General features: G+C 32.8%; 19 protein-coding genes and 1 tRNA gene. 6 read left to right on the top strand and 14 right to left on the bottom strand.

Going from position 1 to position 22538, the window contains the following annotated elements:
* Window positions 1–51: 51 nt before the first annotated feature.
* The 14 genes from AC2DZ0_RS02565 to AC2DZ0_RS02500 form a co-directional block, all read right to left on the bottom strand.
* Window positions 52–1974, bottom strand: coding sequence for a DUF349 domain-containing protein (locus AC2DZ0_RS02565; protein WP_484643477.1), 1923 nt, complete (start codon window positions 1972–1974; stop codon window positions 52–54).
* Window positions 1975–2091: 117 nt separating this feature from the next.
* Window positions 2092–2844 carry a shikimate dehydrogenase family protein gene (locus tag AC2DZ0_RS02560; RefSeq protein ID WP_484643475.1) on the bottom strand — a complete coding sequence of 251 codons (753 nt, stop codon included), beginning with the start codon at window positions 2842–2844 and terminating at the stop codon, window positions 2092–2094.
* 75 nt (window positions 2845–2919) lie between these two features.
* Window positions 2920–3570 carry an SCO family protein gene (locus AC2DZ0_RS02555; RefSeq protein ID WP_484643474.1) on the bottom strand — a complete coding sequence of 217 codons (651 nt, stop codon included), beginning with the start codon at window positions 3568–3570 and terminating at the stop codon, window positions 2920–2922.
* The gene (locus tag AC2DZ0_RS02550; protein WP_484643473.1) at window positions 3551–4168 is read right to left on the bottom strand and encodes a toxin-antitoxin system YwqK family antitoxin; all 618 of its coding nucleotides are present in this window, start codon (window positions 4166–4168) and stop codon (window positions 3551–3553) included. Before AC2DZ0_RS02550 ends, AC2DZ0_RS02555 begins: the two co-directional genes overlap by 20 nt.
* 8 nt (window positions 4169–4176) lie before the next feature.
* Window positions 4177–4998 carry a YHYH protein gene (locus tag AC2DZ0_RS02545; RefSeq protein WP_484643471.1) on the bottom strand — a complete coding sequence of 274 codons (822 nt, stop codon included), beginning with the start codon at window positions 4996–4998 and terminating at the stop codon, window positions 4177–4179.
* A 121-nt stretch (window positions 4999–5119) separates the two neighbouring features.
* Window positions 5120–5671 carry a porin family protein gene (locus AC2DZ0_RS02540; RefSeq protein ID WP_484643470.1) on the bottom strand — a complete coding sequence of 184 codons (552 nt, stop codon included), beginning with the start codon at window positions 5669–5671 and terminating at the stop codon, window positions 5120–5122.
* 247 nt (window positions 5672–5918) lie between these two features.
* A complete protein-coding gene (glyA, locus tag AC2DZ0_RS02535) occupies window positions 5919–7193 on the bottom strand; it encodes a serine hydroxymethyltransferase (RefSeq protein WP_484643469.1) in 1275 nt (424 codons plus the stop codon).
* Window positions 7194–7344: 151 nt separating this feature from the next.
* Complete coding sequence (locus AC2DZ0_RS02530; protein WP_484643467.1) at window positions 7345–8067, bottom strand: hypothetical protein; 723 nt, start codon at window positions 8065–8067, stop codon at window positions 7345–7347.
* A gap of 90 nt (window positions 8068–8157) precedes the next feature.
* Window positions 8158–8553: a YchJ family protein gene (locus AC2DZ0_RS02525; RefSeq protein WP_484643466.1), complete on the bottom strand. Its 396-nt coding sequence runs from the start codon at window positions 8551–8553 to the stop codon at window positions 8158–8160.
* Window positions 8550–8714 carry a hypothetical protein gene (locus AC2DZ0_RS02520; RefSeq protein WP_484643464.1) on the bottom strand — a complete coding sequence of 55 codons (165 nt, stop codon included), beginning with the start codon at window positions 8712–8714 and terminating at the stop codon, window positions 8550–8552. The genes AC2DZ0_RS02525 and AC2DZ0_RS02520 overlap by 4 nt, the downstream gene beginning before the upstream one ends.
* Window position 8715: 1 nt before the next feature.
* Complete coding sequence (locus AC2DZ0_RS02515) at window positions 8716–10053, bottom strand: TolC family protein (RefSeq protein WP_484643463.1); 1338 nt, start codon at window positions 10051–10053, stop codon at window positions 8716–8718.
* 1 nt (window position 10054) lies between these two features.
* Window positions 10055–13213 (bottom strand): efflux RND transporter permease subunit, encoded by a 3159-nt coding sequence (locus AC2DZ0_RS02510; protein ID WP_484643462.1) that lies wholly within the window; start codon window positions 13211–13213, stop codon window positions 10055–10057.
* A gap of 5 nt (window positions 13214–13218) precedes the next feature.
* Entirely contained in the window at window positions 13219–14337 is a 1119-nt protein-coding gene (locus AC2DZ0_RS02505) for an efflux RND transporter periplasmic adaptor subunit (RefSeq protein WP_484491454.1), read from the bottom strand.
* 410 nt (window positions 14338–14747) lie between these two features.
* Window positions 14748–14822, bottom strand: a tRNA-Val gene (locus tag AC2DZ0_RS02500).
* Between the two features lie 258 nt (window positions 14823–15080).
* Between AC2DZ0_RS02500 and AC2DZ0_RS02495 the strand changes: the two genes are divergently transcribed.
* The 6 genes from AC2DZ0_RS02495 to AC2DZ0_RS02470 all read left to right on the top strand — a co-directional run bounded on the left by AC2DZ0_RS02495 (window position 15081) and on the right by AC2DZ0_RS02470 (window position 22531).
* Window positions 15081–17993, top strand: coding sequence for an FAD-binding and (Fe-S)-binding domain-containing protein (locus AC2DZ0_RS02495; protein ID WP_484643460.1), 2913 nt, complete (start codon window positions 15081–15083; stop codon window positions 17991–17993).
* A gap of 70 nt (window positions 17994–18063) precedes the next feature.
* Window positions 18064–18720, top strand: a complete 657-nt coding sequence (locus AC2DZ0_RS02490; RefSeq protein WP_484643459.1) for an NAD(P)H-binding protein — start codon at window positions 18064–18066, stop codon at window positions 18718–18720.
* A 133-nt stretch (window positions 18721–18853) separates the two neighbouring features.
* Complete coding sequence (locus AC2DZ0_RS02485; RefSeq protein ID WP_484643458.1) at window positions 18854–19765, top strand: DUF4421 family protein; 912 nt, start codon at window positions 18854–18856, stop codon at window positions 19763–19765.
* A 48-nt stretch (window positions 19766–19813) separates the two neighbouring features.
* Complete coding sequence (locus tag AC2DZ0_RS02480; RefSeq protein WP_484643457.1) at window positions 19814–21271, top strand: MltF family protein; 1458 nt, start codon at window positions 19814–19816, stop codon at window positions 21269–21271.
* 69 nt (window positions 21272–21340) lie between these two features.
* Window positions 21341–22213 carry a tetratricopeptide repeat protein gene (locus tag AC2DZ0_RS02475; RefSeq protein ID WP_484643455.1) on the top strand — a complete coding sequence of 291 codons (873 nt, stop codon included), beginning with the start codon at window positions 21341–21343 and terminating at the stop codon, window positions 22211–22213.
* A 6-nt stretch (window positions 22214–22219) separates the two neighbouring features.
* Window positions 22220–22531: a Dabb family protein gene (locus AC2DZ0_RS02470; RefSeq protein ID WP_484491448.1), complete on the top strand. Its 312-nt coding sequence runs from the start codon at window positions 22220–22222 to the stop codon at window positions 22529–22531.
* Window positions 22532–22538 lie beyond the last annotated feature (7 nt).

Genomic DNA, 22538 nt, shown 5'->3' with positions numbered 1-22538 from the left:
AAAAAAAGCTACTCATAAAGAGTAGCTTTTTTTATATAAAATGGAAACTTGTTAATTCACACTTCTCAAATAAGCAAGTTTATCTTTCCAAATTTTCAATCCTTTTGTTTGCTCAGCGATAGAATTTCTTACATTCTTAACCAAAGGATTTTCCTCTGTTGCATTAGCAATAAAACTTATATTATTATCCAGCTGTTGAATTCCTTTTGTGATTTCATCAATCTTTTTCCTAACAAACTGAACTTCACTTTCAATTTTTCTAGAATTATTTGAAGTCAAATAAGTATCTATTTGCATTTTGTATTTCAACATCTGTAACTCAACCCCTTCAATAGATAATTGTGCAAATAACTTTTCCAAAGCTTCATTGAAATCAGCTTCAATTTGCTTATCCTTTCTTGGCACTCTCCCTATATTTTTCCAGGTTTGCATATATGCTTTAACTTCATCAAGCGTAATGTCTGAATTTCCAATAACACCCAATATCTGAGATAAAAAATCTTTTTTGGTAGCCAATGCTTCTAACTCCTCATTAGATCCATTATCTTGAATTTGATGAACACGATCAAAATAATAATTACAAGCATCTTTAAATTCCTTCCAAATTTTATCAGAGTGCTTTCTTGGAACATGACCAATAGTTTTCCAATCTGCTTGGATTTTCTTCATTTGCCCAGTTACACTTTTAAAATCATCGCTATCCTTTAAAGATTTAGCCAATTCTAAAAGAGCCATCTTTTTTTCTAAATTTGAATGCTGTACCGAATTTAAATCTTTATAGAACTGATTTTTGGCATGATTAAAACTTTTAGTTACCGCTTTTAACTGATCCCAAATTTTTTGACTTTTATTTCTTGGTACTTTACCAATCGTAAAAAACACCTCTCTTTGCGCCTCAAAATCCTTGATAGATCTCTGCCAATCAGAATGCGTTTTATTTTTTGAGATATCAAATTTATCTAGAGCAGCAATAACTTCCAATTTCTTTTGAATATTCTCTTGGTATTTTGATTTTTGCTCGTCAAAATATTTATCACGCTTGTCATGAATAATCTTTGTAGCTTCACTAAACTTTTGCCAAATTTCCTCTCTAAATTCTCTTGAAACAGGACCAACGTCTTCTTTCCACGCCTTGTGCAATTCTTGTAAGCCTTTAAATGCTTTTGAAACATCCTCCATTAAAGTAAGTTCAAAAGCCTTTTCAACAATTTTTATTTTCTCTTCTAGATTATGCTTAAAATCTAATTCACGTAAGTCATTATTCATATGTAACAAGTCGTAAAAACGCTCTACATGATGGTGATAATTTCTCCAAGTATTATTGTATTTTGTTCTAGGTACTGGACCTATTGTTTTCCAGGTTTCTTGAAGCTCTTTAAACTCCTTATGCATGGTCTTTGAGTCTGCCTTTTCAATAATTTGTTTCAAAGCTTCAATCGTAGCCAATCGCTTATCAAGATTTTCTTTCAGTTGCGATTCTACATCCGCATAGTGCTTATTTCTTTTCGTTCTGTATTCATTGATAATTTCATTAAACTCAACTTTTACAGGACTTGAAAAATGAAAATCAATAGACTCTCCTCCTTCTTCTAAAAATGCAGCTTTTTTAGATGCTAACAACTCGCTAAATTTAGTATCAAACGATTTTCTAAGCGATTCTACACTAGTTTTAATTGCTTGAATTTTCTCATTTTTAACTAGCTTCTGAATTTCCTTTACAATCTCTTCCATACTCAAGGAAGCATAGTCAATGGTAGGAACTACCTCTTTTTCTTCTACCTTTTCAGCATCAGCAGCCACTTTATCTTCTATCGAAGAAACAACTTTTTCCATAGCTTCTGCAGCCGAATCAGAAGTTTTGTCAGTAGAATCCACTACCTCATTGGCCTCGCTATTTGTTGAAGAATCTATATCCTTTTGTTCTTCGGTTGATTTTTCTATCTCTTCAGAATTATTATTTACTGCGTCTAACATCTTAACGTGTTTAAAGTTCCTAATTATAATTGTTTAAATATAGCTATAGCATCTTAAACAACAAAATTAAACGCTTTAAAAAAGACCTCATTATATGTAATGAAACATGTAAATTCCCTAATCTCTATTCCAGATTTCCCAAGATTTTTCCGCTTGAAGTTCCAACATTTTCATTCCGTTGGCAATGCTAGCACCTTGCTCCTTTCCTTTTCTTAAAAAAGCAGTTTCTGAAGGGTTATAAATCAAATCAAATAACAAATGAGTTTCATTTAAATATTCAAATGGAATGTTTGGATGTTTTTCAACATCAGGATGCGTTCCGAGTGGAGAACAGTTTACAATAATTCCTGTTTCTGAAATAACCTTTTCAGTCAAATCTTCATAACTAATTTGATTTTCATCTTTAGGAATTCTAGATACAAATTTATACGAAATACCGCGTTTCTTAAAGGCATATGCAACAGCCTTAGACGCCCCTCCAGTACCTAAAATCAATGCTGTTTTATGAATTTGCTTGATAAATGGATCAATAGATTGATCAAATCCATAAACATCAGTATTGAACCCTTTACGCTTCCCATCTTTGTAAATTTTAATGGTATTGATAGCACCTATTTCTTCAGCCTCCTCATCAATTTCATCTAAAAATGCTCCCACATCCTCTTTATAAGGAATGGTAACATTCATCCCTAATAAACTTTCTTTATGTGTTTCAAAAACAGCAGGAAATTCTTCAATGCTTTGTAAATCAAAATTCACGTATGAATTTTCCTTCAAATTTAATTTTTCAAATTTTTCAGAGAAATAACCTCTTGAAAAAGAGTACTCAATATTTTTACCTACTAATCCAAAAAGCTTTTTTGCACACATAATATCTATTTTGTGCGCAAAAATATTGAAATCCTAGTTGGTGACCATAAAATTCTACTCTTTTCTAATCAATATTTATTCTTTCAGCAAAGTCTGAATATCAATTTTAAGTTGATTCATCGAAGCTCTATTCAAACCATTATAAATCCCCCTGATATGTCTATTCTCATCAATCAATAAAAAATTCTCGGTATGTAAAAAATCATCATTATTTTTTACATTACCCAAATCATTTTCTACAAAATATTGGTTCCGGCCCAAATCATAAATAGCATCTCTATCCCCTGTTACAAAATGCCATTTATCAGAAATAGCTCCTTTATTTATTGCGTAGCTTTTTAACACTGAAACAGAATCTTTTTCTGGAGTAACCGAATGTGATAGTAACAATAATCTTTCCTCCGTTAAAAAAGAATCTTGAATTTCTTTCATATTTGCAGTCATTTTAGGACAAATACCAGGACAAGAGGTAAAGAAAAAGTCCGCAACGTAAATTTTCCCAATAAAAGTATCTTCATTAACTATTTTCGCATCTTGGTTCCTCAATGAGAATTCTGAAATTTTATGAAATTTCTTTTCTTCATCACTACCAGGTTCCAACCAATAAGGGGTAAAACTTTCATCTTTATAAAATGGCAAATTAGCAACACGACTCTTTGTTTTAGCATCTTTACATGCCAAACAAACTAAAAATAAAAAAAGTAAGTTAATTTTTATAATTCTCATAGCTAACAACGGTTTCCTTTTTTAAATTATAACAAGAATTTGCTCGACGCATCCCAAATATTCTTCCTTCTCTCGCTTCATAATTTACATATAATTTGCCATTCTGCAACCATGCTTTTTGCAAACCATTTTCTTTACCGTTATCTAAATTCCTAATTTTAGAGACTTTTCCATCGGCCCACCAACTAGTTTCTTTTCCCTGTCTTTTTCCTTTGTGATTGTAGACAACTTGATAGGCTTTATTACCATTTGACCAAAAAGTTATATAATCCATCACAAGTACATTCCGTTTGTAATGACAAATTTTACGAACTTTACCATTAGCAAACCATTGTTTAGCTACTCCTTCCTTTTGTCCTTTAAAAAAACCAATAAATTCAGCTTTTCTACCGTTACCATAATACCTTACCGCGAAGCCATCATAAGGTTTACCTTGAAAACTCCAAACACCACGATTTCCATCAAGTTTCAAATCTGATTTTAATACCACCTCATTTTTAATTTCTTCAAAAGAGATTCTATCATCAGACTTTACATCACTTGAACATCCATAGGCTAGAATGAAATAAAACAACCATATGTAGCTATAAGACCTCATACCTAATGTTATAAGTTTCCATTATAAGGACCTGCAAATAATATATAACCTACCTCTCCGCCTGAGGTAGTTGAATACATCTCATTGATAATATGATAATGATACTCTGATGTTGTTGTATGCTGAGTTGTAGAAGTGTGTCCTCCTGAACTATCTAAATCCGTCGGATAATCTCCTGTTGCGTTACATTTTCTACCATAAATAAAGAATCCATCTTTCAAAATTCCAACAAGCTTATCATCGTCATTTGTTATTGCATGTGGTTCCAAATGGTAATGATACACATCCGGCCCAATATGTCCTCCGGTCCAATCTAAGGTTGCCGCTGCTTCATCTAAAGAACCTGATCCTTCTTGATCATTATAAATTGCAGCCCCAGAAACTGAAATTCCTATCAAGCCTAAGGTAGTTGCAGTTGTATTATTTGCTAAAGTAGGGTTTGTAGAAACCGTAAAAGAATCATCATAAGTTCTCGCTACACCCCTCATATCTGTATAAGTACCATCTGGATTTATGGTAGAAGGAGTTCCTTCAAAACCACTACCTTCTTCTCTATACAACTCGTGATTACTTCCCCAATAAAAGGATTCATGATTGGGAAGTCCTGTTGTCTCAATTGTGACATCAGACCCTCCATTTGTTAAAAATATATCCGTTTCTCCCTCATCAAACTCCGCAAAAGCTGCATGTAGTTCACCCGACACAACCTCCGTTTCCGTTTCATTTGTTTCTTCTTCTATATTTCCTGTAGTATCATCTGACGCACAACTCAAGAACAATATGCTTGAAAAACAAAGTGCCGATAAAAGTTGAATGGAATAATTTTTCATAATAATAGGTTTTAGATTGTTTACTACTAAAACAATCAATTTTCACTATACCCTACCCTTCAAAACAAAAAAAATCCCTTTCTAAATAAATAGAAAGGGATTTTTTATGAGTATTATTATTCTAGAATTTATATCCTAAACCTAGATTGAATGTATCAAATCTCGAGTCTATATCAACAGGAGCAAACATTTCATCATCCTCTAACCTTTCTGAAACACCAAATGAATATCTAAGATTTAGAAATAATTTCTCTGTTAAATCTACTTCTGCACCTAATGCTAGACCAAGACCAAATTTATTAAGACCATCCGCATCGTCATCTAACAAATAATCAAATTGTGGTCCTGCCATCAAACTAAAACTTCTGGCTACCTCATACTTAAACATAACTGGTATCAATAATTCTGAACTATTTTCTCCATCAAAACTGTAAACAGCAAATTGAAATTCTGGACGAATAGTAAACTTTTCATCAATATTAAATTCCTTAAACAAACCTAAGTAGAATCCACCTGCTGAATCTGAATCTGAATCTGTTTGTCCTTGATAAGATCCCTTCACTTTGACAATCAAAGAACTATATCCAGCACTAATTCCAAAAGAATTTTCTTGTCCGATAACATTTGACAAGCACAATACTACCAAAATGGCAGTGAATAACATTTTTTTCATAACATTTATTTTTTATGCGGCAATTCTACAACAATCTCCTTGCTCTCGAAAAAAAAACATCAATCTTTTGACTGTGTGTTTTCACAGTAAACAATTCACATCAATCTAAGCTAAAACTGATTAAATTTTATTTATAGCACGATCTTAATATACACTATCACTAAAACCATGATAGTTAACTTTTTTTCACAAAAAAATCCCTTTCTAAATAAATAGAAAGGGATTTCAAATAAATTTTATAAAATTATTAAGCGTTGAATAATTTTCTTCCGCTCATTAATTTGTTTACTTTTTCTCCAACAGCTTCTAAAACGGCTTCGTCTTCAAAATTCATGATTACCTCATCAATTAAATCAACAACAGTTGCCATTTCATCAGCTTTTAAACCACGTGTAGTAACAGCAGCAGCACCAATACGAATACCTGAAGTTACAAATGGTGATTTATCATCAAAAGGAACCATATTTTTGTTTACTGTAATATCTGCCTTTACTAGAGCTTCCTCAGCATCTTTTCCTGACAAATTTTTATTGCGTAAATCAATCAACATACAGTGATTATCTGTTCCTCCAGAAATCAATTTGTATCCTTTTGCAACAAATGCAGCAGCTAAGGCAGCAGCATTTTCTTTCACCTGTACTTGGTAATGCAAAAAGTTATCTGTCAATGCCTCTCCAAATGCAATTGCTTTTGCAGCAATCACATGCTCTAATGGCCCACCTTGCATTCCTGGGAATACAGCAGAATTTAATATTGCAGACATTTTACGCAACTTTCCACTTTTTAATGTAAGTCCCATTTTATTGTCAAAATCTTCACCCATCATAATCATACCTCCTCTTGGACCTCTTAAAGTCTTGTGAGTAGTTGTAGTTACAAAATGACAATGAGGCATTGGATCATTCAATAATCCTTTTGCAATCATACCTGCTGGATGAGAAATATCAGCCATTAAATAAGCATCAATACTATCAGCAATTTCTCTAAAACGAGCAAAATCAATATCTCTTGAATAAGAAGAAGCCCCAGCAATAATTAATTTTGGCTTTTCTTCTAATGCAATTTTTTGAATATTATCATAATCTAAACGACCTGTTTCCTCTTCAACTCCATAGAAAGAAGTTTTGTAAGTTTTTCCTGAAAAATTTACTGGTGAACCATGTGTTAAATGTCCTCCATGAGAAAGATCAAATCCTAAAATTTTATCTCCTGGGTTTAATACCGCCAAATACACAGCAGCATTTGCTTGAGAACCAGAATGAGGTTGTACATTTACATATGCAGCTCCAAATAATTCTTTAGCTCTGTCAATAGCAATTTGCTCAACAACATCTACTACTTCACAACCACCATAATAACGCTTACCAGGATATCCTTCAGCATATTTATTAGTCAACACAGAACCTTGTGCTTCCATTACTTGCTCACTAACAAAATTTTCAGAAGCGATTAATTCTAATCCCTCTAATTGTCTTTCTTTTTCGTCTTGTACTAAGTCGAAGATGATTTGATCACGTTGCATCCTTTTAAGATTTACAGTTTATAAAAATAAAGTGCAAATTTACAATTTTAGTTTCAAATAAATGTCAAAAAAATAATTATATAATTTCAATAAAAAAATCTTTTTGAGATCTTAAAAATCTAAATAGAAAGCTAAAAAAATGAAGTAGAAATTATTTCAAACTTTCAAATTTAAAATAATCAAACAAAACATAATTTTCTTGCGTTGTAGCTTTATCACCGATAAAGTGAATATTTTCTAAACTGCAATAAGCTTCAAACTTATGAGTTCTCCCATAGGCTAACTGTACTTCTTGAATCAATGAATTATTCAACAACCACTGAACATAATATTTATTTTTCTCTCCTCTATCCAATACAAGTTCTAACTCGTACCACTGCGAACTTGTAATTTTTATCACATTGGATACATGTGGATTATTTTGAGAACTACAAAATAGCAAAAGTTCATCGTCTAGAGCTTGATGTTTTTCTCTATCCTCTCTGTTACCAGAACCTATTTCAAAATCTAATTCATGTTGATTATCTGAATACAAAAATGCTCCAATACTACAATTTTCATATATTTTCATTTTCGGAACATAAACACGCCATTTGAAGGTGCCAAATGATAAATTTGTCTTGTTAAACATAATTTTAACACGTTCGTCGGATCCTCTCTTGGTTTTCAACCGAACATAACTTGAGTCTAAAAAATAATTGATATATGTAATATTCTGAGATCCGTTACTCCAATATTTTTTAAATTTTGCTTCATTGTCAAAGTTCTCTTCATATTCCTCTAAATTTTTAAAGAACATTTTCTCCTTAAATAATTCCGTATTAAAACAAGATGAAAGAAAAAACAATGAAAAAACTTTTAAAAGAAACCTCATATCTAAATTTAGTATGGCTAGTCTTTTAAAGTTACTAAAAATAAACACATTATTTCCCTAGTAGCACTTGCTACTGAAAACAATAACTAATTACAATTGAGATTTGTATTTCCAAATACTAGATTCCTTTTCAAAAAATGAATTCTCATGGATAATTGAAATCCTCCCATTCTCATAAAAATAGGCTTTAAACTCAACAGTACCCACGGAATCTTTGGCTGCTCCCTTGGTTGTATTTAAAACATCTAACTTAACCCAATCCACCGACTTTGCCCAGTTTTCAATTTCAATGGATTCTTTTTTGGTTGGTCTTGTTTTTGTATGATGACTTTCCTGTAGATACTTCCCGTTAGCCAACACAAATGCAGCATAACGTGAACGCATTAAGTCCTCAGCCGATTCCGCCTTTTTAACACCTCTATGAATTAATTCACAACAATCTTGGTAACGAATCTCTCTACCACAATGACACTTTACAGCATTCATAATTCACTTTCCTTTTTGAGTTCATTATGTTTCTGCACCAACTCTTTTAATCGTTTTTGTCGCGTTAGTTTTTCTTCGCGCTGTTTATTTAACTTACGATTCATCAACTTGGTATGCTTTGATTTATTTTTTGTGTTTTTTTCTTTTCCCTTTTTAGGCATCCTAGAATTGTTTATTCGCTATAATATCTCCTGCCAATTGCAATAACACAAGTTCTGCGGTTTTTGCAGAATATTTTGCCGCACTGTAAGTTAGTTCCGCATTCACTAAGTTCACCTGCGCCAATCTAAAGTCAATCGAACTAATTTGCCCAAGTTTATAATACTCGGTTGAACGTTCAAAATTTAATTTGTTCGTTGCCACATTTACTTTTTGAACTTTTAAGGTAAACAGAGCATTTTGATAGATTTCCCAAGCATTATTTACATCTCGTTTCAAAAATTCTTCTTGCTGTTCCTTTTGCGTTTCCAAACGATCTACAGCAATTTTAGCATTTCTTACACGAGTAGTTGTACTTCCTCCATCAAATAAATTCCAAGTCAACCCTACTCCCGCATTCAAACCATTTTGATAACGCTCAACCGTACTAAATGGATTATCTGGATTAAAAGGATCACTATAGTTTTTTGACCAAGCATAAGAACTTGTTAAACTCACATTCGGCATCCAACCAGAATTGTTAATTTTCACATCATACTCACCCAATTCTAATGCTTTTTCCGCTTGCAAATAATCCACATTATTGTCTAGTGATTTGTCTAAAACGTTTTCTAAATACAAATCATCTAAATAAACAATTGTAGTATCTACTGAAACTTCATTGTTTACATCAGTCCCCAATACAATATTCAAATCTCGTTTTGCATTTGCCAACTCCCGTTGAACTCCCAGATAAGTAATACTATCATTATTTAAATCTACCTCAGCATTCAAAACATCTAACTTTGTATTCTGACCATAATCAGATCCATAAACAGCTCTTTTCAATCTTTCTTTTGAGATTTCAAGCGTCTGCTTTTGATTGTTTAAGTTTTCTGTTAACCTAGCCACCTCATAATAAGCAGAAAACAAGGTTATCAGTGTGTTTTCCAGTACCGATCTTGCTTGCAGCTCTGTCAAATTATAAGTCTCTTTCAGTTTACCATAAGTATAATACCTGCCTAAACCATTGAACAAGGTATAATTAAAACCAACAGAGGCATTCAGGTTCTTTGATTCTAAACTACTGGTAGACACAATATCTCCAGAAATTTGAGTTGCTTCAGAATCATTTAAGTCATACGTGGCATTCGCATTGGTAAACAAAGTTGGTAAATAACCACTATTATACAAACTCGCATTATTTTTAGCAGTTTCAAGACTGTTCTCGGTCAGAATAATATCATAATTATTCTCCAATGTTTGCAAGATTGCCTCTTCTTTAGTTAGCAACTCTTGTGCTGAAAACTCCGAGAATACAGCTAGAAATAAGACAATTACTATTATATATTTTTTTCTCATATTATAGTTCTAATTCTTTTTGTTCGTACTCCATTTCTTTGATAGCCCTTTCTACAGATTCTCTAGTAGGTTTTGTTCCACTGAAAAACCATTTCACATAAACCTTTACCCAATTCGCAAAAGACAATAAAATTGGCAAAGTCAACAACGTTAAAAAAGTAGCAATGATGATCCCATAAGCAATTGATATGGCCATTGGAATCAAGAACTGTGCTTGTCTACTCGTTTCAAAAATTAAGGGAACTAAACCGGCAACAGTAGTAATGGTCGTTAAAAAAATAGCTCTAAACCTAGATTTACCTGCCTTAAGTAAAGCTTCATCAAATTCTAAGCCCTCTTTTAGATAAGAATTAAATTTACTTATCAAAACCAACCCATCATTTACCATTATTCCAATCAACGCAATAATCCCCAACATAGAGAGCATATTCACTGGGAAATTATGAATATAATGCCCCCAACCAACTCCTACAAAACTGATAGGAACCATAAGCAAAAGCATAAATGGTTGACCATAGGATCTAAAAGTAAATACAATGACTATATAAATTAATAAAAGAATAATTCCTCCTACCGTTGGAATATTACTCATCACTTTTGCTGCTTCTCTATTTTGACCTTCATATAAAACGGAAACTTGCGGATATCGAGCCAACATATCAGCAATGACGGTTGATTTCATCTCTTGCAAGACTTCTGTAGCAGAAGCTTTATCATCTTTTAAATCGGCCTCAATTCTAATTTCCCTTAATCCGTTGAGGTGATTGATTTTAATTTCACCACGTTCAATTTCATAAGTAGCGACTTCTGAAAAAGCAACTTTTGCCCCTGTAGGTGTTGCAATTCTCATATCGTCTAAGTTTTTAATTGAAGATCGCTCTTCTCGGTTGTAACGAACCCAAATCTTTATTTCGTCTTGACCACGCTGAAAACGCTGGATTTGATATCCAAAAAAACCACTCCTTACTTGAGTCATGATATCTTGATACGTCAAACCAAGCAAATAGGCACTTTCTTTAAGTTTGATCTTAATTTCTTTAATTCCCTGAGGGTCATTATCTGAAATATCTTTTAATATTGGATTATCAGAAAAATCTTGTTTTAACTCTTCCTTGGCTTGTTTTAGTTGCTCAATATCATTTGATAATAATGAAACTGAAATTGGGCTTCCTCCAAACCTACCTCCTGAACCAAAAACTAAAGACTCAACTCCGTATACAGGTCCTACAGCTGTTCGAAACCTATTTGCTACTTCAATAGCGTTAAAATCCCTTGTTTGTCCAGGTAATAAGTTCACATTTAAAGACGCTGTTGATGTACCCGCTCCTAATCTTTTAATCACATTATCTACAACAGATAAATTACCTGTTTGTTCGGCTGTCAACTCCTCATTTACCTCCCAAACCTTATCCTCTATCATACTTATAATCGAGTCTGTTATTTTTTCATTGGTTCCTTGCGGCATTTGTAAGGATATAGCAACCCTGTCACTAGCAATATTCGGAAAAAAAGTAGCTCTTATCAATCCTCCTTTAAAAGCTCCTAATGTAATTATGAAAAGTGCAATCGGAATCACAATACCAAAAAACTTATTTTTCAATACAAATTTCAATGAGGGACCATACAAACGATCTCTCATATAATCCATTACCCTTTCAGCGTGTTTGTTGATTATATTTACTTTCTCATTTCTGTCTAAAGCCTTAGAATGTGCTACGTGAGCCGGTAAAATAATCAAAGCTTCAACTAACGAAACTACCAAAGTTAAAGCTACTACAGTCGCTACTTCACTAAAATATTCTCCTAATCTTCCATCTAGAAAAAAGAAAACTGAAAAAGCCAAGATTGTAGTAAAAATCGCAGAAAATATCGGAGGAACAACCTCCATGGTTCCATCAATTGCTGCCCTTACCGGATTCTTACCTTGTTCGTAATGATGGTAAATATTTTCTGATATTACAATTCCATCATCAACCAAAATTCCAATTACTATAATCATCCCAAAAAGAGATAACACATTTATAGTAACATTAAAGTACCCTGCTAACATGAACATACCAAAAAAGGCAACTGGTAACCCCGCAGCAACCCATAAAGCCAAACGAGGTCTTAAAAAAAGTGACAAAAACAATAATACCAACAACATTCCTTGCCAAGCATTGGTAAACAATAATTTTGTTCTTTCTACCAAAGTGATTGAAGAGTCTCTAGCAACCACTAACTGAACATTATCATGTCTTATATTGAACTCTTCAATATATTCGTTTACCTTATCTGCAGTACCTATTAAATCTTCACTATTGGTATTATCCACGCGCACTCTAACAGATAAATCTCCATTATAATACAAACGATTTGGCGATTCATTCCATCTATCCGAAACCTCAGCAATATCTTTCAATCGAATGACTCTACCATTTGGGTCAGCTCTAACCACGATAGCATTCATATCAATTCCATAATAAGATCTATTCTTGGCACGAATTAAAAATTCCTCCGAGCTAGTCTTTACAGATCCTCCTGAAGTAAGAATATTGTTTTTTGAAACAGCTTGCGCAACATCGGCAAAAGTTAAATCAAAAGCCCTTAAAGAACTCTCACTAACTGCTATTTCTATTTCTTCTTCTGGAAACCCCATTATAGAAATCTGAGATACTCCTTCCATTCTTCTTAAATCATTTTCTATTTCTCTCGAAAATGTTTTAAGCGATTTTAAAGGAATATCTTTTCCTGTAATCACAAAACTTATTGTTTCTCTAATACGTTCTACTTTTGCCACAACAGGCGGCTCCATACCGGTTGGAAAATTAGGTACTTTGTCAACTGCATTTTTAACATCCGCCAAAACCACATTGATATCATACCCTTTGATAATTTCTATGGCAATAGAGGAAGAATTTTCTTTGGATGTGGAAGTAATTCTATCTATCCCAACAATTCCCTTTAGATTGTCTTCAATTTTCAACACAACCCCTTCTTCCATTTCTAATGGAGAAGCTCCTGGATACGCTACATTGACCGAAATCTGATCCGAATCTGACAAAGGAAAAAATGAAGAGTTTAAATTAGAATATCCTAAAATCCCTAACAGAACGAAAGCGATGATAATAATATTAACAGAGACAGGATATTTAATAAAATAAGAAATTATTTTTTTCATATTACTTACTCTTTGGAAGTATTAAATTTCTTAGCTGGCATTCCATCAAAAGCTCCTAATACAGGTCTAGAAATCAACTCTGCCCCATTTGGAATTCCTTTTACAATGACCGTATTTCTTTTGTAATAAATTGGAGTAACAGGAATTTTATTTAATACAGAATCTTTAAAAACAAACACATGTTCCTTTTTAATCAATAAATTTCTTGCTATTTCATAGGAATCAGGAACCCCCCTTGCGGTAACTTCAGCCTCTAAATAAATTCCTTCTCTTAGATTCTTCCCGCTCACCTCAATAAACACATCTAAGGTTTGACTACTTAAATCGATTTTACCACCAATTCTAACAACTTTTCCAGTAACTTTAATCGTTTCAGTTAAATCAGTTAATTCTACCTTTTTTCCAATTCTAATATCATTCGCTAAACTAGCATTGACTGAAAGCGTTAACTCATACTTATCAGTATTGATAAACTCTCCCATTATCTGCCCCTGACGAACCAGTGCACCTTCATTTACATTTACCTCTGTAATAACACCATCAAAAGGTGCTTTTAAATTATACTTTTCTAAGCGCACTTCTAAATTTTTGATATTGTAGTAAGTAGTGTAAATATCTTTGGCTGTAATAAAGTATTTTTCTTTATCCGAAGAAGGCTCAGGAATTTCTTTAATTCTTTTATTCACATCAAAACTGTCTAAGTATTTTACCCACTTCTCAAAAGAATCTGGATAATCCATTCTTAAATCAGGCATGATGGATACAATTAAATTTTGAAAAATACTTTTCTGAGCTTTTAAAGTAGCAATATGTTCATCGCTATTAATCGCTAAAAGTGTTTCTCCTTTCTTAAAAGCAACTCCTACTCTAAATTCTTTTTTTGAATTCTCTAGTACCCCTTGCACTTCAGAGTACAAAACAACTCGATCCTTAGAGCGAAGACTTCCTTTTTCTTTTATAACAATAGGGATTTCTGAATTCTGTACGACTTCTGTAAAAACAGTTTTTTCAACTTTTGTTAAAACTCTTTTTTTTTCTTTTTTATTATTTATGAAACCTTGGTAAGCCCATACAGAAAGAGCTAATATGACAATCCCAAGAATAACGAATCTAGCTTTTCCCATGAAATAATTTGTGCTGTTTAAGTAAGATGAATTCTATTTTTCTCTAAAACAAAATACAATAATTTTATAATACTCTGTTTAAGCCCTCAAATATACAAACATCGTGCCTAAATGAACCTTTCAACACCTGTTAAACAATACTTAATTCCTCAATGGATTTGAACTGAAAGAAAACTGCAACTTATATAAAAAGTAGGAACCAATAAAAAGCTATATAACCTGTAAAGCTTATACTTTTGTTAGCCATGAGAAATTACACAACCTTAAATCTATCTCGTTTGATAATAATAGCTGAAATCTATTCAACCAAGTCCCATTATTTTACATTTCAAAAAAATAATTTTTATTTTTTTGAAATTTTGTAAAACAAAAAAAAGACTACATTTTCATGTAGTCTTTTAATTTTCTTGTGGGCAATGAGGGATTCGAACCCCCGACCCCCTCGGTGTAAACGAGGTGCTCTGAACCAACTGAGCTAATTGCCCTTAGCGGTTGCAAATATAGCACCGATATTTAGATAAACAAGCGTTTTTATTGGTTTTTTTTCAATTAAAACAGCTTAAAAACGCTTAATCTTTGAGATTGAATCGATTAGAAGAATAAAAAAAAATAATTTTTATTCAAAAAAGAAAGAAAACCAAAAACTTCAATCCTCAGATGGAAACTTTTCTGTAATTCTATCTTAAATTCAATTATATAATTAATTTTACTTTCTATAATTATCTAGGTCTTATTTACCATTTATGCCAACAGAAGAACATTTCAATAAGTTACGTGCCAAATTAAAGGGAGAACTATTTACTGATGAACTACACAAAAGTATTTATGCTACAGATGCGTCAGTTTACAGAAAAAAACCATCAGCCATAAGCATTGTAAAAGACGAGTCGGATATTATTGAACTCTTATCTTTCGCCAACAAACACCTGATAGGATTAACTCCTAGAACCGCAGGAACTTCGTTAGCAGGACAATGTGTGACTAACGGAATTGTAGTAGATACTTCTAAATACTTAAACCAAATAATCTCTTTTAACAAAAAAGAACGCACCGTTACCGTTCAACCTGGAGTGATAAGAGATGATTTGAATAGATATCTAAAACCACATGGTTTATTCTTTGGCCCAAATACTTCTACTTCCAATAGATGTATGATTGGCGGAATGGTAGGTAATAATTCCTCTGGAACAACTTCCATTAGATATGGAGTTACTAGAGATAAAGTAATCGCCTTAAAAACTATTTTATGCGATGGAAGTATTGCCTATTTCCATGAAATGACTTCAGAACAATTCAAAGAAAAGACCCAAGAAAATTCTTTAGAGGGACAACTTTACAAAAACATTTATGAGGAGCTTTCTAAAAAAAATCAACAAGATGAGATTCATAAAGAATTTCCTAAAAAAGAAATTCACAGAAGAAATACTGGTTATGCAATAGATTTATTATTAGAATCAAAATTATTTGGAGGGACTAAAGAAAATATAAATTTAGCACAACTCCTCTGCGGAAGTGAAGGTACTTTGGCTTTTAGTACAGAGATCACTATCAAACTAGATCACCTACCTCCTTCTCATAATATTATGATTGGTGCTCATTTTAAAAGTATCCAAGAGAGTCTTGAGGCAGTTGTTACGGCAATGAAACACACTTTGTACAATTGTGAATTAATGGATAAAATAATTCTTGATTGTACCAAAAACAATGCAGATCAAAAGAAAAATAGATTTTTTTTAAATGGAGATCCTGAAGCTATATTGATGCTAGAAGTTGCTTCTAACTCCCCTGAAGAAACAGAGATATTAGCGGATGCCCTTATTGCAGATTTAAAGAATAGTAATTTCGGATATCATTTTCCTAAAATACATGGTGCTGATATTCAAAAAGTGCATGAATTAAGAAAGGCAGGACTTGGTTTACTCGGAAATATAATTGGTGATCCGAAAGCAGTAGCATGTATTGAAGATACAGCGGTTGTATTAGAAGATTTACCTGTTTATATATCAGAATTCACTAAAATGATGGATAACTATGGACAAGAAGCTGTTTATTACGCTCATGCAGGTGCCGGTGAGATACATCTCCGTCCTATTCTAAATCTAAAGAAAAAAGCAGATGTAAAGTTATTTAGAGAAATAACTACCGCCACTGCTAAATTAGTAAAAAAATACAAGGGTTCATTTAGTGGTGAACATGGAGACGGAATTGTTCGTTCTGAATTTATACCTTTAATGATTGGAGAACAAAATTATGCTCTTCTCAAACGAATTAAAGCCGCTTTCGATCCAAATCATATATTAAACCCAGGGAAAATCATTGATTCGTTTTCCATGGACGAAGACCTAAGATATACACCAGACAGAAAAGAACCAGAAGTTACAACTTTCTTAGATTTTTCTGACAATCAAGGTATTTTGAGGTTGACAGAAAAATGTAACGGATCAGGTGACTGCAGAAAATCAGCAGAAGCAGGCGGCACCATGTGTCCTAGTTACCGTGCTACAAGAGACGAAAAAAACACTACTCGAGCTAGAGCTAATGCGCTGAGAGAATTCTTAACCAACAGTGATAAAATTAATAAGTTCAACCATCAAGAACTATACGATGCTTTTGACTTGTGTTTAAATTGCAAAGGTTGCACTAGTGAATGTCCTAGTAATGTAGATGTATCTGTTCTAAAAGCTGAATTTTTACATCAATACTACAAAAACAACGCTCCTAGTCTAAGAACAAAGCTCTTTGCTTACAACGAAAAATATAATAAGCTAGGAAGCATCACTCCAGGAATAACCAACTTTTTTCTAAATAAAAACTTTGTCAAAAATATATTAGGTATTAGCAACAAAAGAAAACTACCTAAACTTAATACCAAAACACTACTTCAACATTATAAAAAAAACAAGCAAAAGCTTTACACTCCAGTGAATCCAATTGGAATAGTATATGTTTTTTGCGATGAGTTCACTAATTATTTTGATGTATCAGCAGGAATTGCGACGTTAAAAACACTAACTAAATTGGGGTACGATCCTAAAATTATCAATCATGCTGAATCTGGAAGAAGCGCTATTTCTAAAGGACTTCTTTCCTTTGCAAAAGAAAAAGCAGAAGAAAACATTGCTATTTTCCATCCGCTTATCTCCAAAGAAACACCCCTTATTGGAATTGAACCCTCTGCTATTTTAACTTTCAGAGATGAGTACCATCGAATGGTGTCCGACAAAGAAAAAGCGATTCAAATTTCAGAAAACACTTTTACCATAGAAGAATTTCTAGCAAACTGTGTTTATAAAAACATACTGACTGCCAAACAGTTTACAAAAGATAAAAAGACCATAAAAATACACGGACATTGTCATCAGAAATCACTGAGCTCTACCTCTCCAGTTTTCAGTATTTTAAATTTACCAGAAAACTACACAGTCACCATTTTAAACACTGGATGTTGTGGAATGGCTGGATCCTTCGGGTATGAAAAGGAACATTATGACATCAGTATGCAAATAGGAGAAGATACTTTATTTCCAAAACTCAGAAAACTTGACAATTCTGTAACTATCGCCGCCTCAGGAACAAGCTGCAGACACCAAATAAAAGATGGAGTGAATAAAACCGCAACACATCCCGTAGAAATCTTATATGATGCCATGCTTTAAAAAAGCATCGTAAATATTTCATCATTAATTATTACCTTTCGTTTTTAGACCGCATCTAAAACTAGAAAAAATGGGAAAAACAGCTATTATCATCGGAGCCACAGGGGCAACAGGAAATCATATATTAAGATTATTACTGCTAGATAAGAGATATAGCACGGTTAAACTTTTCTCTAGATCGGCTTGCAATATAAGCAACCCGAAAATAAAAGAATATTTAGGCAACCTTTTTGAACTAGAAAAACAAATTGAAGAGTTCACTGCTGACGAAGTATATTGCTGTATCGGTACTACAAAAAAACAAACCCCCGATGAAAACATTTACAGAAAAATTGACTTTGGAATTCCTGTAACTGCGGCAAAAATGGCTAAGCAAAATAAGATTCCCAAATTTTTAGTAATGTCGTCAATGGGAGCTAATAGTCAAAGTAATACTTTCTACACAAAAACAAAGGGTGAAATGGAGGTTAGGATTTCTAACTTTAACATTGAGCAAACGTTTATTTTCAGACCTTCTCTTTTACTCAGAAACTCCAAAGAGACTCGTATCCTAGAATCCATAGCTGCTATTTTTATGAAAAGTGTCAACTTTTTATTTTTAGGTCCTTTAAAAAAATACAGAGCCATTAAAACCATAACCGTTGCCAGTGCTATGATTAAAGTTGCCAATTCTAAAATGAATAGCTCTCTATTTTTGTCTGACGAAATACAAAAACTCGGAGAATAGAATTATTACAACTATGAGACAACTTCATAAAAAGGACTTATTTTCCTTATTATCATTTTTAATGTTGACCCTATGGAGTTTTGGCCAAATTGACTCTACCAGAGTTATTGTGGAAAACGGGTTTATAGAAAAAATGCGGAACAAATTAGCAATTGAAAATTCTATCAATAATGAGTATGAAATTTTTAAAGTAAAAACGAATAACACTACCTACGAACTATCACCAAATATCCGAACTAATTATCGAATTCAATTAAATTATAAATTTATATTAGCTGGCTTTCAATTTGCTCCAAAATTTTTCCCTAACAACAACGATAATGATTCCAAAGGAAAAACAAGTTCTTTCAACTTAAAAATAAAATTGGTTTTAAAACACTGGTTCACAACTCTACAATATTCAGAAATTCAAGGTTACTACTTAAAAAACAGCTCAGATTTTACCAACATCCCAGAAAATAGTTTCATACAATTCCCTGATTTACATTATACCGCCTATGAAATAGAAACAGGATTTATCCAAAATTCAAAATTCTCTTATAGAAGTATTACCTCACATATGGAAAGACAATTAAAAAGTGCAGGTACCTTCCTTCCTGTTCTAAAACTAAGACACTACACAATAGATGATCAATCATCCAATATAAACACTCAAAAATCAGACAACCTTGAACTCACCATTGGCCCCGGTTACGCCTATAATTTTGTACTCAAAGAAAATTTTTATACCACCATTGGTGCACTCGTAAGCATAGGAAACATACACACCAAATTGACAACAAGAAGTACTGCAACCAGCAATCTAAGCTATCAAAACAATTTACTCACGCAATGGCAAGGAAAAATAGGTACGGGTTACAATGGAAAAAAATTCTACAGCGGTATCTTTGCTACCGTTTCAGATACGCACTACAAGCAACAACATACAACCGCTAGAAACAATGAAACAAGAGTCTTTTATAATTTATTTTTTGGATTAAGAATAGACTCTCCAAAATTCTTAAAGAAAAACGTTTCTAAAATAGAAGGCAAACTTCCATTGTAATCGCAAAAAAATAATTGTATTTTCCCCCTACCAAACCACCTTTGTTTTATGAAAAAACTTATAATTATTTTGTTGTTATTAAGTACACTATCTTGTGCTTCTGATAAAAAAGAGTATAAAAAAAATGGAATAGTTGAGAATACCACAAAGACACAAGAAACACCAATATCTTACGAAAAAAGAAGCTTGGATGACATCAAAAAATCTGGAGTCCTAAAGGTTTCAACTACCTATAGTGCCACTAGTTATTTTCTCTACAAAGGAAAAACAATGGGGTTTGAATATGAGTTATTAGAACGCTTTGCAAAACACTTAGGAGTTCGATTAGAAATTGTTGTAGCACAAGATATTGATAACCTAATCCCTAACCTTCAAAGCGGCAAAGTAGACTTAATGGCTCATGGTTTGACTGTGACAAATGAGCGAAAAGAATTGATTAGTTTTTCTGATTACATTTACCTAACCAAACAAGTTTTAGTACAGAAAAAACCGAATAACTGGAGATCCTTAAAATGGAGCACACTTGAGCGTTCTGTTATACATGACCCCATGGAGCTTTTGAATGACACCGTCTCTGTAAGAGCAGAAACATCCTATAGAGAAAGACTAGAGAACTTGTCCGCAGAACTGGGAGGTACCATCCACATTGACACCCTAAACGGAGAACTAACCACCGATGAGATCATTAAAATGGTTGCAGAAGGTAAAATTAAATACACCGTTGCAGACGATAATATTGCAAAAATCATGGCGTCCTATTATCCTATTTTAGATATTGATGTTCCCATCAGTTTTTCACAAAGAACAGCTTGGGCTACTAGAAAAGAATCTACCGAGTTACTTGCAGAACTTAACAAATGGCTCAAAAAAGCGAAGAAAAATGTAGACTATTATGTTATCTACAATAAATATTTCAAGAATAAAAAAGATTTTAAAAAACGTATCAAAAGTAGCTTTTACAGTATCAACACAAACAAAATCAGTATTTATGATAATTTGATCAAAACAGAAGCTAAAAAAATCGGCTGGGACTGGAGACTGGTTGCTTCCTTGATCTATCAAGAATCTCGATTTGATCCCAAAGCAAAATCATGGGCAGGTGCAGGTGGTTTGATGCAAATAATGCCCTCTACTGCCAAAGAATTGGGAGTCCCTAACAGATCTGACCCAAAGCATAGCGTGCAAGGAGGTACTAAATATTTAGCATCTCTTTATAACAAATTTGAAGAAGCAGAAGACAAAACCCAACGACAAAAACTAACAATGGCCTCCTACAATTGCGGCTACTATCATGTACTAGATGCTCAAAAACTGGCAACAAAAAGGGGATTGAATAAAAATATTTGGGATGATAATGTTGAACAAATGATCTTAGATTTAAGTCATAAAAAACATTTTTCCGATCCTGTGGTTAGTTATGGATATGTAAGAGGAATTGAACCATATAACTATGTGTCGCAAATTTACCAACGTTACAACCATTATAAAGAATTTATAAAAGAATAAGGATAAATGTATAAAAGCCTTTTATTTTTGTATGTTTAATAGCTCAAAATCAAAGACAAAGAATCACATATGAAATCTATAGTAATCATCGCAATATTTTTTATTGGAAGCACTTTATTTGCACAGCAATACGAAGAAAAAATTGCTGAATTAAGTTGTACATATATCCAAGATATTGATATTAAAGAGGACATAGACAAAGGCATGAAAAAATGTATTTTGCAAGCCAAATTTGAAATTGAACAAGAATTTCCGGAATTAAAACCTAAAGTTTCTATAGAAGAACTTAGAGAAAAATACAAAAATGTTTTTGAGTTACTTACCAAAAATTGTAGCACACTTACTACCAAAAGATCAGAACGTAAAAAATATTTAGCCTACACTCCCTCTTCTAATAAGGAAGCAACATTTAACTACCTAAAAGGAGATAAACTCATCACAGAAAAAAAATACACTGCTGCCATAAGCGCATATAAAAAAGCTATTAGGCTTGATGAAAGTTTTGTGATGGCCATGGACAAACTTGGTATTGCTTATATTTACAATAACGAGCAAAAAAAAGCCATCAAATCATTTAAATCTTCCTTAAAAAAATTTCCAGAAGGAGATGTAGCCTTATTGAATCTGGGAGAACTTTATTACCAACTTGAAGACAATAAAGACGCTTCTGTCTATTTTAGTACACTTACAACTCACTTCCCACAAATGTCTAATGGTTATTTAGGATTGGCTAAAACAGAATACAGAGATGAACTAAACGAAGCTGCCTTATTACACTCGATAAAAGCATTACAATACACACCAAAAACTGCATTAACTGAGATAGAAAAAGCAAACACATTAATTGATTCTATCCATGCAACGATGCATAAAAAAAACCAAATGGAAGCCTTTAATGCAATTGCTAAAGAACATAACTTCACATATAACTCAAAAAAATAATTTGATATGAAATCTATCCAATTCTTGCACACTGTTTTATTCTGGCTAAAAGAACCTGAAAAAGAGGCTCATACTTTCGAAAAATGCCTGAAAACTTTTATTGAAGACTCAAAATATGTAGATCTATCCTTTTATGGAACTTCACCGAAAGCAGAACGAGATGTTGTAGATGACTCCTTCAGTTTTAAACTCACCGTAGGATTCACCTCTAAAGAAAGACATGATGCCTACCAAGTAGAAAAAGCGCATATTGATTTTATAAATGAAGCTAGCCCACTTTGGAGCAAGGTGCTTATATATGATGGAATCAAGAGTTAAACAAAAA

Source organism: Flavicella sp. IMCC45668, assembly GCF_057219105.1.
The sequence above is the reverse complement of the archived record's forward strand: the minus strand, read 5'-3'. Positions and strand labels throughout refer to the sequence as shown.

What these genes read in the sequence shown, in the direction of transcription:
- AC2DZ0_RS02490 (WP_484643459.1), top strand. Translation starts at nt 18,064, where the DNA reads ATGGGAAAAACAGCTATTATCATCGGAGCCACAGGGGCAACAGGAAAT.
- AC2DZ0_RS02540 (WP_484643470.1), bottom strand. Translation starts at nt 5,671, where the DNA reads ATGAAAAAAATGTTATTCACTGCCATTTTGGTAGTATTGTGCTTGTCA.
- AC2DZ0_RS02495 (WP_484643460.1), top strand. Translation starts at nt 15,081, where the DNA reads ATGCCAACAGAAGAACATTTCAATAAGTTACGTGCCAAATTAAAGGGA.
- AC2DZ0_RS02530 (WP_484643467.1), bottom strand. Translation starts at nt 8,067, where the DNA reads ATGAGGTTTCTTTTAAAAGTTTTTTCATTGTTTTTTCTTTCATCTTGT.
- AC2DZ0_RS02475 (WP_484643455.1), top strand. Translation starts at nt 21,341, where the DNA reads ATGAAATCTATAGTAATCATCGCAATATTTTTTATTGGAAGCACTTTA.
- AC2DZ0_RS02525 (WP_484643466.1), bottom strand. Translation starts at nt 8,553, where the DNA reads ATGAATGCTGTAAAGTGTCATTGTGGTAGAGAGATTCGTTACCAAGAT.
- AC2DZ0_RS02480 (WP_484643457.1), top strand. Translation starts at nt 19,814, where the DNA reads ATGAAAAAACTTATAATTATTTTGTTGTTATTAAGTACACTATCTTGT.
- glyA (WP_484643469.1), bottom strand. Translation starts at nt 7,193, where the DNA reads ATGCAACGTGATCAAATCATCTTCGACTTAGTACAAGACGAAAAAGAA.
- AC2DZ0_RS02560 (WP_484643475.1), bottom strand. Translation starts at nt 2,844, where the DNA reads ATGTGTGCAAAAAAGCTTTTTGGATTAGTAGGTAAAAATATTGAGTAC.
- AC2DZ0_RS02545 (WP_484643471.1), bottom strand. Translation starts at nt 4,998, where the DNA reads ATGAAAAATTATTCCATTCAACTTTTATCGGCACTTTGTTTTTCAAGC.
- AC2DZ0_RS02555 (WP_484643474.1), bottom strand. Translation starts at nt 3,570, where the DNA reads ATGAGAATTATAAAAATTAACTTACTTTTTTTATTTTTAGTTTGTTTG.
- AC2DZ0_RS02515 (WP_484643463.1), bottom strand. Translation starts at nt 10,053, where the DNA reads ATGAGAAAAAAATATATAATAGTAATTGTCTTATTTCTAGCTGTATTC.
- AC2DZ0_RS02520 (WP_484643464.1), bottom strand. Translation starts at nt 8,714, where the DNA reads ATGCCTAAAAAGGGAAAAGAAAAAAACACAAAAAATAAATCAAAGCAT.
- AC2DZ0_RS02510 (WP_484643462.1), bottom strand. Translation starts at nt 13,213, where the DNA reads ATGAAAAAAATAATTTCTTATTTTATTAAATATCCTGTCTCTGTTAAT.
- AC2DZ0_RS02485 (WP_484643458.1), top strand. Translation starts at nt 18,854, where the DNA reads ATGCGGAACAAATTAGCAATTGAAAATTCTATCAATAATGAGTATGAA.
- AC2DZ0_RS02470 (WP_484491448.1), top strand. Translation starts at nt 22,220, where the DNA reads ATGAAATCTATCCAATTCTTGCACACTGTTTTATTCTGGCTAAAAGAA.
- AC2DZ0_RS02550 (WP_484643473.1), bottom strand. Translation starts at nt 4,168, where the DNA reads ATGAGGTCTTATAGCTACATATGGTTGTTTTATTTCATTCTAGCCTAT.
- AC2DZ0_RS02565 (WP_484643477.1), bottom strand. Translation starts at nt 1,974, where the DNA reads ATGTTAGACGCAGTAAATAATAATTCTGAAGAGATAGAAAAATCAACC.
- AC2DZ0_RS02505 (WP_484491454.1), bottom strand. Translation starts at nt 14,337, where the DNA reads ATGGGAAAAGCTAGATTCGTTATTCTTGGGATTGTCATATTAGCTCTT.